Here is a 12646-nt window from a genome sequence, read left to right on the forward strand (position 1 = left end):
ACCCGTCCGGCGCGGGAACGGCGAGGCCCCGCCGCCCGGGAAGGGACGGCGGGGCCTCGCGCGGAACAGGGGCGGAACGAGAAGGAGTCGCGCTGACGCGTCGCCAGGTCGGCGCGCCTCTTCGCGCTAGATGCCCTAGATGTCGTAGTACAGCTCGAACTCGTGGGGGTGCGGGCGGAGCCGGATCGGGTCGATCTCGAACTCGCGCTTCATGGCGATGTAGGTCTCCACCAGGTCGGGCGTGAAGACACCGCCCTCCAGCAGGTAGTCGTGGTCGGACTCCAGCGCGTCCAGCACCGCGTCCAGCGAGCCCGGCACCTGCGGGATGGCGCGGGCCTCCTCCGGCGGAAGCTCGTAGAGGTCCTTGTCCACCGGCTCGGCGGGCTCGATCTTGTTCTTGATGCCGTCGAGACCGGCCATCAGCATCGCCGAGAAGGCCAGGTAGGGGTTGCAGGAGGGGTCCGGCACCCGGAACTCCAGCCGCTTGGCCTTGGGGTTGGAGCCGGTGATCGGCACGCGGATGCAGGCCGACCGGTTGCGCTGCGAGTACACCAGGTTGACCGGGGCCTCGAAGCCCGGCACCAGGCGGTGGTAGGAGTTCACCGTCGGGTTGGTGAAGGCCAGCAGCGACGGCGCGTGCTTGAGCAGGCCGCCGATGTAGTAGCGCGCGTTGTCCGACAGGCCGGCGTAGCCGACCTCGTCGTAGAACAGCGGCGAGCCGTCCTTCCACAGCGACTGGTGGCAGTGCATGCCCGAGCCGTTGTCACCGAAGATCGGCTTGGGCATGAACGTCACCGTCTTGCCGGCGGCGCGCGCGACGTTCTTCACGATGTACTTGTAGAGCATCAGGTTGTCGGCCGTCTTCAGCAGCGTGTCGAAGCGGAAGTCGATCTCGGCCTGGCCCGCGGTGCCGACCTCGTGGTGCTGCATCTCGACGTGGATGCCCGAGCCGAGCAGCTGGGCGACCATCTCCGACCGAAGGTCGGTGTAGTGGTCCATCGGCGGGACCGGGAAGTAGCCGCCCTTGTAGGGGGGCTTGGCGCCGAGGTTGCCGCCCGGCTCCTCGCGCCCGGTGTTCCAGGCGCCCTCCACCGAGTCGAGGTAGTAGTAGCCCGCGTTCTCCTTGGTCTGGAAGCGGACGTCGTCGAAGATGTAGAACTCCGCCTCGGGGCCGAAGTAGCAGGTGTCGGCGATCCCCGTGCCGCGCAGGTAGTCCTGCGCCTTGCGCGCGATGTTGCGGGGGTCGCGGCTGTAGGGCTCGCCGGTGAGGGGGTCGTGCACGAAGAAGTTCAGGATCAGCGTCTTGTGCTGGCGGAACGGGTCGAGCACCGCCGTGCTCGGGTCCGGGAGCAGGAGCATGTCCGACTCGTGGATCTCCTGGAACCCGCGGACCGAGGACCCGTCGAACATGAGCCCGTCGGTGAAGACGCCCTCGCCGAAACTCTCCACGGGGAACGTGAAGTGCTGCATCTTCCCGGGCAGGTCCACGAAGCGGCAGTCGACGAATCGCACACCTTCGTCCCTGATATAGCTCAGGACCTCTTCGGCGCTGCTGAACATCCAGCCTCCTTGGGGCGCTTTTTCGGCTTCTCGAAGCCTAGGAACGGGCCGTTTCCCGGCCGTGTCTCATATGTTTCGCCTGTGTTACGCATCACTCTGTGGGTTGTGTCACATCGCGAGGCCGTCCGGGCTGCGTGGGGCCGGCTCCGGCAAGGGCGCCCGAGTCGGAACCCGGACGGGGACCGGATAGCGTAGAGGGCATGAGCAGCACCGGTAAGGAGCGGCAGTCCGCCGCGGGCCCGCGCTGGACGCAGACGTGGCTGGGCGGGGCGCGCTCGGCCGGGGTCGACCTCGGCTATCCGGGGGAACGGCTCGGCCTGCCGGAACAGGGCGGCGGCGCGGTCGCCGGGTACGGCCGCCGGCTGCTCGCCCTCTTCATCGACTGGGGCCTGTCGCTGCTGGTGGCCAGCTTCCTGGCGCGGGCCCTCGACTGGACGCCCCCGCAGCGCAGCCTGGCGACGCTGATCATCTTCGGCGTCTACGTCTGGATCCTGGTCGGGCTGCTCGGCACCACCATCGGCAAGCGGGTGTGCGGCATCCGGGTGGCCCGCCGCGACGGCCGCCCCGTCGGCCCGGTCTGGGCGCTGGCCCGCACGGTGCTGCTCCTGCTGGTGGTGCCCGCGCTCGTCTGGGACCGCGACCACCGCGGCCTGCACGACCGCGCCGCCGACACGGTCGTCCTCAACCTCTGACCCCGCCCCCTGGCCCGTCCGTCGTGAACGCCCTCACGGGTCCCTGACGTCAGGCCGGCGTCCGGCCGGCGTCCGGCCGCGGTCGTACCGGAAGGGGCCCGGAACGCGGAAAGCGCCCGTGGGACGGGCGCTTTCCTGTGTCCGTTCGTCGTCCTGACCGTGTCTTCCGTGCCGGTGCCCGCGTCGCCTCGGGGAGATCAGCGCGTCCTGGGCTTGGGGCCCTTGGGCATCCGGGCTCCCTTGGGGATGGGACCCTTGGGCATCTGCATCGACCGGGGGAGGGCCTGCAGCCGGTCGTTCAGCTCGGCGACCTGGCCCTTGGTGAGGTTGCGCGGCAGCTTCATCAGGTGGCGCTGCAGCTTGTCGACCGGGATCTGCCCCTCGTCCTCACCGACCTGCACGTCGTAGATCGGCACCTGCTGGGCGGCGCGGGAGATGCGCTTCTTCTCCGCGCCCAGCAGCGGCCCCACCCGGTTGCGCGGGCCCTCCGAGACCAGCACCACACCGGCACGGCCCACCGCCCGGTGCACCATGTCCAGGTTGCGGTTGCCGCTGACCGCCTCGGTGACCGTCCAGCCGCCGCGCATGTTCTTCAGGATCGCCGCGGCGGCCCCGGGCTGGCCGGAGATCACCTTGTACTGGGCACGCTGGGCCATCTGGCCGAACACGATCATGCCCACGGCGACGGCGGCCAGGATCCCCAGCGGGATCGCGAACCACAACTGGCCGATCAGCAGCCCGATCACGATGACCACGACCAACGTGCCGAGCGCGGCTGCGATCACGATCGGCAGGGCCTTCGGGTCCGCCTGGCGGAGCACCTGGGCGACCATGCGGATCTGCTTGAGGCGGCCCGGACGCTCCTGGGCCCCGTCCGTGGGCTTTTTCGACATGGCCCCAAGGATAGTCCGGCCGGGACCCGACCCCGACCCCGCGGTCAGTGCGTCCTGGCCTCGATCGCCTGCTGGTACAGACGCCCGGCCCGGTAGCTGGAGCGCACCAGCGGCCCGGACATGACGCCCGCGAAGCCGATCTCCTCGGCCTCCGCCGACAGCTCGACGAACTCCTCGGGCTTGACCCAGCGCTCCACCGGGTGGTGGCGGGGGCTGGGCCGCAGGTACTGGGTGATGGTGATCAGCTCGCAGCCCGCCTCGTGCAGGTCGCGCAGGGCCTGGGAGACCTCCTCGCGGGTCTCGCCCATGCCGAGGATGAGGTTGGACTTGGTGACCAGGCCGTCGGCGCGGGCCCGGGTGATGACCTCCAGGGAACGCTCGTACCGGAAGGCGGGCCGGATCCGCTTGAAGATCCGCGGCACCGTCTCCACGTTGTGCGCCAGCACCTCCGGACGCGAGCCGAACACCTCGGCCAGCTGCTCGGGCCGGGCGTTGAAGTCGGGGATCAGCAGCTCGACGCCGCAGCCCGGCACGGCCTCGTGGATGCGCCGGACGGTCTCGGCGTACAGCCACGCCCCGCCGTCCTCCAGGTCGTCGCGGGCGACGCCGGTGACGGTGGCGTACCGCAGCCCCATCGTCGCCACCGACTCGGCGACCCGGCGCGGCTCGTCGCGGTCGAGGTCGGCGGGCCTGCCGGTGTCGATCTGGCAGAAGTCGCAGCGGCGGGTGCACTGGTCGCCGCCGATCAGGAACGTGGCCTCCCGGTCCTCCCAGCACTCGTAGATGTTGGGGCAGCCGGCCTCCTGGCACACGGTGTGCAGGCCCTCGGACTTCACCAGCCCGGTGAGCTCGCGGTACTGCGGGCCCATCTTCAGCCGCGTTTTGATCCAGTCGGGCTTGCGCTCGATGGGCGTCTGGCTGTTGCGGGCTTCAATGCGGAGGAGCCTGCGCCCCTCAGGCGTCACCGTGGTCACCCCCTCAGAGTACGTCCGGAACGCCGGTGCGCTCGCCTCCGCAACAAAGATCACACGCCCGGAATCAGGTCGATATCACTGTTTCCGCCCTGGACGGCACTTGATCTCCTAAGGTGACTCCCTGTCGTCACGCAACAGCTGTTCTCGCAGGAGGATCCACCGTGGGCCTGGCCATGTCGTACCTCAGGGTGCCGCCCGTGCTGGAGGGGGAGCGGGATCCGGGCCGGATCGCCCACCTGATCTTCGGTTCCTCCGACTGGCGCGCCGGGCGGCCCGCCCCGCAGATCCTGGACCTGGGCGGCGGCTGGCAGGCGCTGCACTACCTGATCACCGGTGACCCGTGGGACGGGCGGCAGCCGGAGGCCGACGTCGTCTGCGGCGGCCGGCTGATCACCGAGGACGGCGCGGGCGAGCTGGGCATGGACGTGATCTACCTGGCGCCCGACCGGGTCAAGACGGCCGCCGACCACCTGGTGTCCACCCCGTACGGCCGGGTCGCCGGGCGGTACGACCCGGCCGCCATGGCCGCCGCCGGGGTGCAGGACGCGGCCGGGCTCACCCCGGACGCCGGGGCGCTCCGGCCGGCCTACGAGGAGCTGACCCGGTTCTTCCAGGCCGCGGCCAACGACGGGCAGGCCGTCTACAAGGTCATGGCCGAGCGAGCTTAGGCTCTGTCTCCAAGCCCCGGCCCGCGGCGCTCGCCTGGCGGCTCGCACCCGACCGGGCCTGGGCGAGCGCGGCATCGCTTCGCGATCCGCCCGGCGAGGCTCGCCTCCGGCATCGCCCCACCGGGCAGGTAACGCGCTCGCGCGGGTGTCGAGGCCACTTCGAGTCGGGCCCTAGGCACCGCCCGTCCGGCTCACACCCCCACCTGCGCGGTGGTCCGGTGGAACGACTCGGTCGCCCCCAGGACCCCGGCCAGGTGCCGCTCGACCAGCGGGGTGATCTCGGCGACGGTGACCGGGCGGCCCAGCTCCCGGGTCAGCGACGTGGAGCCCACGTCCCGGATCCCGCAGGGCACGATCCGGTCGAACCAGGCCATGTCACAGTCGCAGTTGAGCATGAAGCCGTGCATGGTGACCCCGCGCGAGACCCGGATCCCGATGGAACCGATCTTGCGGTCCGGGGTGCCCGGCACCCACAGCCCGCTGCGGCCCTCGACGGTGACCGCGGCCAGCCCCAGCTCGGCGCACACGTCCTGCATCATGCGCTCCAGCAGGCGGACGTAGGCCACGACGTCCACCGGGTCGGGCAGCCGCACGATCGGGTACCCGGTGAGCTGGCCGGGCCCATGCCAGGTGATCTTGCCGCCGCGGTCCACGTCCACCACCGGCGCGCCGGGGTCGCCGAACGGCCGGTCCAGCGGCCCGGTGCGCTTGCCCGCGGTGTAGACGGCCTGGTGCTCCAGCAGCAGGACGGTGTCGGGGATCTCGTCGTTCACCCGCAGCTCGTGCGTACGGCGCTGCAGGTCCCAGCCGGCCTCGTAGGGGACCGCCGCGGCGCCGAACCCCGCGTGGACGAAGACCAGCTCGTGCCTCGGTGTCTCCTCGGCGGCCGTGGCCGCCTCGCCTACCTCTACCTCGCTCACGCCCTTCAGCTTATGCCTCACAAGGCGGCGAGCAGCCGGGGGGTGATCCGCTGCTCTTTAACCGAGCCGGAGCCGTCGGGCTCGACGCGGTAGGCGCCGGCCTCCTTGATGTAGGAGATGGCCTGGACGAACTCGGTGCCCACGTAGTGGAGCCCCACCCCTTCGTCGGCCGCGTACCCGCCCGGCAGCGCGCCCTCGCCGACGAGCTGCTGGAGCAGCGGTCGACGCTGGGCGTCGCTGTCGTAGTGGACGCCGCAGGAGTAGGGCAGCAGGCCCAGCCCGTCGGTCAGGGGACGCAGCCGCGGCCCGTAGGAGTCGGTGTTGCCGCCCACGTGCCAGCACAGCGCCCCGGCGCTCTGCCCGGAGAGGACGACGCCCTCCCGCCACGCCTCGCGGAGGATCTCGTCCAGCCCGTGGAGCCGCCACAGGGCCAGCAGGTTGGCCACGCTGCCGCCGAACACGTACACCATGTCCTGGGTCAGCAGGTGCGAGCGCATGTCGGCGATGTTGGGCATCGGGAACAGCGCGAGATGGCTGACCTCCGCCTCCATCCGCGCGAACGCCGCGTAGGCGCGCCCGATGTGCTCGGCGCCGTCGCCCAGGGCGGTGGTGAGGAAGCAGATCCGGGGACGGTCCTGGCCGGTCAGGTCGGCTGCGTAGCGCAGCAGGGGGCTCGGGGACATCCCGTACCGGTCGTCGGGGATGAAGCTCCCGCCGCCGATGGCGACGATGTGCGGCTGCCCGTCGGTGCTCATGCCGTCACCGTACGGGTACCGGCCGGGCCGGGGCGGTCCTTTGACGATTCTTGGAGATGCGTCACCCCTGGCCCAGGAGCGCCGCCAGGGCGCCCTCCAGATCCGGCCGCGAGAAGGCGAAGCCGGACTCCTCCAGGCGCCGCGGGACGACGCGCTGGCTGATCAGCAGCCCCTCGTCCGCGAACTCCCGCAGCAGGGCGCGCAGCGCGAACGCGGGCACCGGCACGACCGCGGGACGGTGCAGGGCGCGGCTCAGCGCCCGGGTGTAGGCGGCGTTGGTGACCGGGTGGGGCGCCACCAGGTTGGCGGGGCCGGTGATGTCGTGGTCGATCAGGTGGCGCAGGGCCGCCACGGTGTCGTCCAGCGTGATCCAGCTGACCCACTGGGTGCCGTCGCCCAGTTTGCCGCCCAGCCCGAGCCTGAACAGGGGGAGCGTCCTGCCCAGCATCCCGGCGCGGGTCGACAGGACGATCCCGGTGCGCGGGTGCGCCACCCGCACGCCCGCCTCGGCCGCGGGGGAGGCCGCCGCCTCCCAGTCGCGCGACAGCTCGGCCAGGAACCCGGTGCCCATGGGCGCCGACTCGTCGGCCTGCCGGTCGCCGGTGTCGCCGTAGTAGCCGATCGCCGACCCCGACACGAACACGCGCGGCCCGTCCGAGGCCCGCGCGATGGCCTGGGCGAGCGTCCGGGTGCCGTTGATCCGGCTGTCCCGGATCAGCCGCTTGCGCGCCTCGGTCCACGGCCGGTCGCCGATCCCGGCCCCGGCGAGGTGGACGACGGCGTCCGCCCCTTCCAGGGCCGCGGCGTCCACCGTCCCGTCCGGGTCCCAGCGCGCCTCGCCGGGACCGGACGGATCCCGCCGGACCAGCCGGACGACCCGGTGCCCGTCGCCCTCCAGCGAACGGACCAGCGCCGAGCCGATCAGCCCGCTCGCCCCAGAAACGATCACCTTCATACCGGGGCCTTTCCCTTCCGAGAGCGATGTGACGCCTGACGGGGCGGGACAACGCGAAGACCCCGCCGCTTCCCCTGAGGGTAGCGGCGGGGTCCTGGAACGGCCGGGAGGCCGGGGCGGGTCAGAGACCCAGCTCGGCCTCGAAGTTGCCCTCCTCCAGACGGTGCTTGATCGTGCCCAGGAAGCGGGCGGCGTCGGCGCCGTCGACGAGGCGGTGGTCGTAGCTCAGGGCCAGGTAGACGATCGAGCGGACGGCGATGACCTCGCCCAGCTCGGGGTCGTCGATGACGGCCGGGCGCTTGACGACCGAGCCGGTGCCGAGCATGCCGACCTGCGGCTGGTTGAGGATCGGGGTGTCGAACAGCGCGCCCCGGCTGCCGGTGTTGGTCAGCGTGAACGTGCCGCCGGCCAGCTCGTCCGGGCTGACCTTGTTGATCCGGGTCCGCTCGGCCAGGTCGGCGATCCGCTGGGCGAGACCGCCCAGGTTGAGCTGGCCGGCGTTGTGCACGACCGGGACCATCAGGCCGCGCTCGGGCACGTCCACGGCGATGCCGAGGTTCTCCACGTCGTGGTAGGTGACCTCGTTGGTCTCGCTGTTGATGACGGCGTTGAGCTTGGGGTGGACCTTGAGGGCCTCGACCGTCGCCTGCGCGAAGAACGGCATGAACGACAGCTTGACGCCCTCGCGGGACTGGAAGGCGGCCTTGGCCCGCTCGCGCAGCCGCGCGATCTTGGTGACGTCGACCTCGACCACGGTGGTGAGCTGCGCCGAGACCTGCAGCGACTCCACCATGCGGCGGGCGATGGTCTGCCGGATGCGGCTCATCTTCTCGGTCTTGCCGCGCAGCGCGATCTGCTCCGCCGGCGCGGTGGCCGGGGCGGGACGGGCCGCCGCCGGGGCCGCGGCGGGGGCCGCGGGGGCGGCGGGCGCGGCCTGGGCCGGGGCCGCGGGGGCGGCCGGCGCGGGCTGCGCCTGGGCGGCCTGCTGCTTGGCGCGGGCGGCCTCGAGCACGTCCTGCTTGCGGATCCGGCCGCCGACGCCGGTGCCCTTCACGCTGCCGAGGTCGACCTCGTGCTCGGCGGCGAGCTTGCGCACCAGCGGCGTCACGTACGGGCCCTCGCCCGCGGGCGCCGCGGGGGCCGGGGCGGGCGCCTCGGCACGGGGCTCCTGCGCGGCCGGCGCGGGCGCCGGCGGGGCGGGCTGCTGCGGGGCGGCGGGCGGCGGCCAGGCCGAGGGCGGCGGGCCCTGCTGGGCGGCCGGGGCCGGCTCGGGCTCCGGCGCGGCCGGCGCCTCCTGGCGGGCCTCGTCCTGCGGGGCCGGCTCGGCGGCCTGCTGCGGCTCGGCGGGCGCCTGCTCCTGCGTGGCCGGGGCGCCGCCCTCACCGCCCTCACCGATGATCGCCAGCTCGGCGCCGACCTCGACGGTCTCGTCCTCGGCGACCTTGATGCTGGTCAGGGTGCCCGAAGCGGGAGAGGGGATCTCGGTGTCGACCTTGTCGGTCGACACTTCGAGAAGCGGCTCGTCGGTCTCGACGTGCTCACCCTCCTTCTTCAGCCAGCGGGTGACGGTGCCCTCGGTGACGCTCTCGCCGAGCTGGGGCATAGTGACGGAGACCGGCATGGCTCTCAGCGACTCCTTCGGAGTTGAATTCAATGTGCGGGCGTTCAGCCGTGCACGTGCAAGGGCTTGCCGGCGAGCGCCAGGTGGGCCTCGCCGACCGCTTCGGACTGGGTGGGGTGGGGGTGGATCAGCTGGGCGACCTCCGAGGGGAGCGCCTCCCAGTTGTAGATCAGCTGACCCTCCGCGATGAGCTCGCCGACGCGGGCGCCGACCATGTGGACACCGAGGACGGGACCGTCGACGTCGGCGATCACCTTGATCTCGCCCTGCGTCCCCAGGATCTTGCTCTTGGGGTTGCCGGCCAGGTCGTACACGACCTCCTTGACCTCGTGGCCGCGCTCGCGGGCCTGGGCCGAGGTGATGCCGACCGAGGCGACCTCGGGGTCGGAGTAGGTGATCCGCGGCACCCCGTCGTAGTCGATCGGGGCGGGGGTGAGCCCGCCCAGCCGCTCGGCCACCAGGATGCCCTCGGCGAAGCCGGCGTGGGCCAGCTGCAGGGTCGGGATCAGGTCGCCGACCGCGGAGACGGTGGGGACGGTGGTCCGGCAGAACTCGTCCACCTTGACGAAGCCGCGCTCGGTCTCGACGCCGGCCTCGGCCAGGCCGAGGTCCTCCGACACCGGGGCGCGGCCGACGGCGACCAGCAGCAGCTCCGCGTCCAGGACGGTGCCGTTCTCCAGCGTGACCGACACCCCGCCCTGGGTGGTCTTGGCCTCCTGGAACCGCGCGCCGAGCTCGTACTTGACGCCGCGCTTGCGGAACGCCCGCTCCAGCCGCTTGGAGCTGGACTCCTCCTCCAGCGGCAGCAGGTGGGGCAGCGCCTCGACGATGGTGACCTCGGCGCCGAACGAGCGCCACACGCTGGCGAACTCGACGCCGATCACGCCGCCGCCGAGGATGACCACGGAGCCGGGCACCCGCTCCAGCTTCAGCGCGTGGTCGCTGGAGATGATCCGCTCACCGTCGATCTCCAGCCCGGGCAGGGTCTTGGGCCGGGACCCGGTGGCCAGCACGATGTGCCGTCCCTCCAGGGTGCTCTCGGTGCCGTCGGGCGCGGTGACGCGCACCGAGGTCGGCCCGGCCAGCCGGCCGTCGCCCTCGACCACCGTGATGCCCTTGGACCTGATCAGCCCGGTCAGGCCCTTGACGGTGGTGGAGACGATCTTGTCCTTGTAGGCGTTGACGCCGGCGACGTCGATGCCCTCGAAGCTCGCCATGATCCCGAACGTGGCCGCCTCGCGCGTCTGGTCGGCCACCTCGGCCGCGTGCAGGAGGGCCTTGGTCGGGATGCACCCGCGGTTGAGGCAGGTGCCGCCGAGCGTGTCGCGTTCGACGAGCGCCACCGTCTTGCCGAGCTCGGCCGCCCGCAGTGCGCACGCGTAACCGCCGCTGCCACCACCCAGGACGACGATGTCGAAGGGGCCGCTGTTGGCCACTGGACGCTCCCTTTCCCCGGTCTTCGCGCTGTTCCGCGGTGCCCCGTACCGCGCGGCGCCGGTCACGGCCCGGCCTCCGCGCGGATGCTGGGGAACCTATTCACTTCTTCCGGCCCCGACGGCCGGACGCTTCGGTGGACCGTCAGAGGATCCCGTCGGCGAGATCCTCGGCGATCTGCACCAACGTACGCGTCGCCGCGCCGGTGCCGCCCTTGGGGGTGTAGCCGTAGGGCTCGCCCTTGTTGAACGCGGGACCGGCGATGTCCAGGTGCGCCCAGCGGACGCCCTCGGGCACGAACTCCTTGAGGAAGACGCCCGCCACCAGCATGCCACCCCAGCGCTCGCCGCTGATGTTGGCGATGTCGGCCACCGCGGAGTCCAGTCCCTTGCGCAGTTCCGCCGGCAGCGGCATCCCCCAGGACGGCTCCCCGGCGCGGCCGGCCGCCGCCACCACCTTCTCACGGACGTCGTCGTCGTTGGCCATGACTCCGGTGGTCCGGGTGCCCAGCGCGACCATCTGGGCGCCGGTCAGCGTGGCGACGTCCACCAGCAGGTCGGGCCCGTCCTCGCCCGACCGGACCAGGGCGTCGGCCAGGACGAGGCGGCCCTCGGCGTCGGTGTTGAGGACCTCGACGGTCTTGCCGCCGTACACCCGCAGCACGTCGGACGGGCGCTGCGCGGTGCCACTGGGCATGTTCTCGGCGATGGCGAGGTAACCGACCACGTTGACCCGGGGGGCGAGCGCGGCGATCGCGGACAGCGCGCCGAGCACCGCCGCGGCGCCGCCCATGTCGGACTTCATCCAGTCCATGGACTCGGCGGGCTTGAGGGACAGGCCGCCGGAGTCGAAGGTGATGCCCTTGCCGACCAGGACGAGGGTCTTGGACGCCTCGGGGTGGGCGTAGGCGAGCCGGACGAGGCGGGGCGGGTTGGCCGACCCCTGCCCGACCCCGGCGATGCCGCCGTAGCCGCCGTCCACCAGGGCCTTCTCGTCGAGCACCTCGATGTCGAGACCGGCCTCGCCGGCGACGCGCTCGGCGGCGTCGGCCAGGTCCTCGGGGCTCAGGTCCGAGGGCGGGGTGTTGACCAGGTCGCGGACCAGCGCGACCGACTCGGCCAGCGTGCGCGCGCGGTCGACGGACGCGTCCTCGGCCGCGCCGGCGACGACGATCTCGCCGACCGGCTCGGTGCGGTCGCCGGTGCGGTAGGCGCCGAAGCTGTAGTTGCCGAGCAGGCCGCCCAGGGCGACCGCCTCGATCTCCCCGGCCGAGCCGGCGGGCAGCGCGAGGGCGACCCTGCCGGTGCCGGCCAGTGCCCGCACGGCCGCGCCGGCGGCGCGGCGCAGCGTCTCGGCGTCGTGGCCGCCCGCGGCTCCGGGTTCGCCCAGGCCCACCGCGACGATCACGCCGGCGGGCAGGGCGCCCAGCGTCGGCAGCTTGGTGACCTCGCCGGCCTTGCCGGTCGCGCCCAGCGCCCGCAGCGCTTCCGCGAGCCTGCCGTCCAGGGCCCGGTCGAGCTCCGCCGCGCCCACGGGGCGGGGTCCGGAGCCGTCGCCGGAGGCGGCGGGGGTGACGCCGATCACGATGGCGTCGACGTCCAGGGAGGCGGGTTCTGCGCTGTCCAGGCTGATGCTCGTCACGTAGCCCGATGTTAGTCCTCCCGGTGACCGGTTTCGCCCTTTTGGATCAAGCCTTACCTCGCGCGACCTCCCCGGACCTCCCGGCGCCGCGACCCGGCGCGGCCCGTTCCGGCGGCGCCGGGGGGAGGCCGGGGGAGCGTTCCGGGCGAACCACGCAAGATGGAGCCAAAGATGCTAGTTTCATTAGCACCATGTTGCTGAGGCTGCACGAAGACGACCCGCGTCCCCTGCACGAGCAGGTGGCCGCGGCCATCCGGCGCGCGATCGCGGCGGGGGAGTCCGCGCCGGGCGAGCGCGTCCCGCCCGCCCGCGACCTCGCGGCGGCGCTCGGGATCAACCCCAACACCGTCCTGCGCGCGCTCCGGCAGCTGAGGGACGAGGGACTGCTGGACTTCCGCCGCGGCCGGGGCATCCGGGTGGCGGCCCGCCCGGAGGCGGGAGAGCTGATGGAGAACGTGCGGGCGCTGGTGGCCGCGGCCGAGCGGCTGGGGATCACGCGCGCCGAGCTGATAGAGATGATCGAAGGAGCCTGA

At 72.5% G+C, this 12646-nt stretch carries 12 protein-coding genes; 3 read left to right on the forward strand and 9 right to left on the reverse strand.

All coding sequences use genetic code 11. The annotated features are described in order from the left end of the window. Positions 1 to 135 precede the first annotated feature (135 nt). On the reverse strand, positions 136 to 1560 hold the full coding sequence (gene glnA, locus IW256_RS11630; RefSeq protein ID WP_197010960.1) for a type I glutamate--ammonia ligase: 1425 nt from the start codon (positions 1558 to 1560) through the stop codon (positions 136 to 138). 200 nt (positions 1561 to 1760) lie between these two features. Between glnA and IW256_RS11635 the strand changes: the two genes are divergently transcribed. Then, a complete protein-coding gene (locus IW256_RS11635; protein WP_197010961.1) occupies positions 1761 to 2252 on the forward strand; it encodes an RDD family protein in 492 nt (163 codons plus the stop codon). Positions 2253 to 2449: 197 nt separating this feature from the next. Here IW256_RS11635 and IW256_RS11640 read toward each other — a convergent pair whose 3' ends face one another. Then, the gene (locus IW256_RS11640; protein WP_197010962.1) at positions 2450 to 3145 is read right to left on the reverse strand and encodes a DUF4191 domain-containing protein; all 696 of its coding nucleotides are present in this window, start codon (positions 3143 to 3145) and stop codon (positions 2450 to 2452) included. Between the two features lie 44 nt (positions 3146 to 3189). Then, positions 3190 to 4119, reverse strand: coding sequence for a lipoyl synthase (lipA, locus tag IW256_RS11645; RefSeq protein WP_197010963.1), 930 nt, complete (start codon positions 4117 to 4119; stop codon positions 3190 to 3192). 161 nt (positions 4120 to 4280) lie between these two features. On the opposite strand from lipA, the gene IW256_RS11650 reads away from it, so the two are divergent. Continuing rightward, complete coding sequence (locus IW256_RS11650; RefSeq protein WP_197010964.1) at positions 4281 to 4787, forward strand: YfbM family protein; 507 nt, start codon at positions 4281 to 4283, stop codon at positions 4785 to 4787. 191 nt (positions 4788 to 4978) lie between these two features. Here the strand turns inward: IW256_RS11650 and lipB are convergent, their stop codons facing one another. The 6 genes from lipB to IW256_RS11680 all read right to left on the reverse strand — a co-directional run bounded on the left by lipB (position 4979) and on the right by IW256_RS11680 (position 12113). Further along, positions 4979 to 5647: a lipoyl(octanoyl) transferase LipB gene (gene lipB / locus IW256_RS11655; RefSeq protein ID WP_231404626.1), complete on the reverse strand. Its 669-nt coding sequence runs from the start codon at positions 5645 to 5647 to the stop codon at positions 4979 to 4981. A gap of 77 nt (positions 5648 to 5724) precedes the next feature. Then, a complete protein-coding gene (locus IW256_RS11660) occupies positions 5725 to 6462 on the reverse strand; it encodes a Type 1 glutamine amidotransferase-like domain-containing protein (RefSeq protein WP_197010966.1) in 738 nt (245 codons plus the stop codon). 61 nt (positions 6463 to 6523) lie between these two features. Then, positions 6524 to 7417, reverse strand: coding sequence for a TIGR01777 family oxidoreductase (locus IW256_RS11665; protein WP_197010967.1), 894 nt, complete (start codon positions 7415 to 7417; stop codon positions 6524 to 6526). Between the two features lie 121 nt (positions 7418 to 7538). Beyond that, positions 7539 to 9038 carry a 2-oxoglutarate dehydrogenase, E2 component, dihydrolipoamide succinyltransferase gene (gene sucB, locus IW256_RS11670; RefSeq protein ID WP_197010968.1) on the reverse strand — a complete coding sequence of 500 codons (1500 nt, stop codon included), beginning with the start codon at positions 9036 to 9038 and terminating at the stop codon, positions 7539 to 7541. A 44-nt stretch (positions 9039 to 9082) separates the two neighbouring features. Next, positions 9083 to 10474 carry a dihydrolipoyl dehydrogenase gene (gene lpdA / locus IW256_RS11675; RefSeq protein ID WP_197010969.1) on the reverse strand — a complete coding sequence of 464 codons (1392 nt, stop codon included), beginning with the start codon at positions 10472 to 10474 and terminating at the stop codon, positions 9083 to 9085. 142 nt (positions 10475 to 10616) lie between these two features. Then, positions 10617 to 12113: a leucyl aminopeptidase gene (locus tag IW256_RS11680; RefSeq protein WP_197010970.1), complete on the reverse strand. Its 1497-nt coding sequence runs from the start codon at positions 12111 to 12113 to the stop codon at positions 10617 to 10619. Positions 12114 to 12304: 191 nt separating this feature from the next. Between IW256_RS11680 and IW256_RS11685 the strand changes: the two genes are divergently transcribed. Further along, on the forward strand, positions 12305 to 12646 hold the full coding sequence (locus IW256_RS11685) for a GntR family transcriptional regulator (RefSeq protein WP_197010971.1): 342 nt from the start codon (positions 12305 to 12307) through the stop codon (positions 12644 to 12646).

Source organism: Actinomadura viridis (assembly GCF_015751755.1).
Lineage (GTDB): Bacteria > Actinomycetota > Actinomycetes > Streptosporangiales > Streptosporangiaceae > Spirillospora > Spirillospora viridis.

What these genes read in the sequence shown, in the direction of transcription:
- IW256_RS11660 (WP_197010966.1), bottom strand. Translation starts at nt 6,462, where the DNA reads ATGAGCACCGACGGGCAGCCGCACATCGTCGCCATCGGCGGCGGGAGC.
- sucB (WP_197010968.1), bottom strand. Translation starts at nt 9,038, where the DNA reads ATGCCGGTCTCCGTCACTATGCCCCAGCTCGGCGAGAGCGTCACCGAG.
- IW256_RS11640 (WP_197010962.1), bottom strand. Translation starts at nt 3,145, where the DNA reads ATGTCGAAAAAGCCCACGGACGGGGCCCAGGAGCGTCCGGGCCGCCTC.
- glnA (WP_197010960.1), bottom strand. Translation starts at nt 1,560, where the DNA reads ATGTTCAGCAGCGCCGAAGAGGTCCTGAGCTATATCAGGGACGAAGGT.
- IW256_RS11635 (WP_197010961.1), top strand. Translation starts at nt 1,761, where the DNA reads ATGAGCAGCACCGGTAAGGAGCGGCAGTCCGCCGCGGGCCCGCGCTGG.
- IW256_RS11685 (WP_197010971.1), top strand. Translation starts at nt 12,305, where the DNA reads ATGTTGCTGAGGCTGCACGAAGACGACCCGCGTCCCCTGCACGAGCAG.
- IW256_RS11665 (WP_197010967.1), bottom strand. Translation starts at nt 7,417, where the DNA reads ATGAAGGTGATCGTTTCTGGGGCGAGCGGGCTGATCGGCTCGGCGCTG.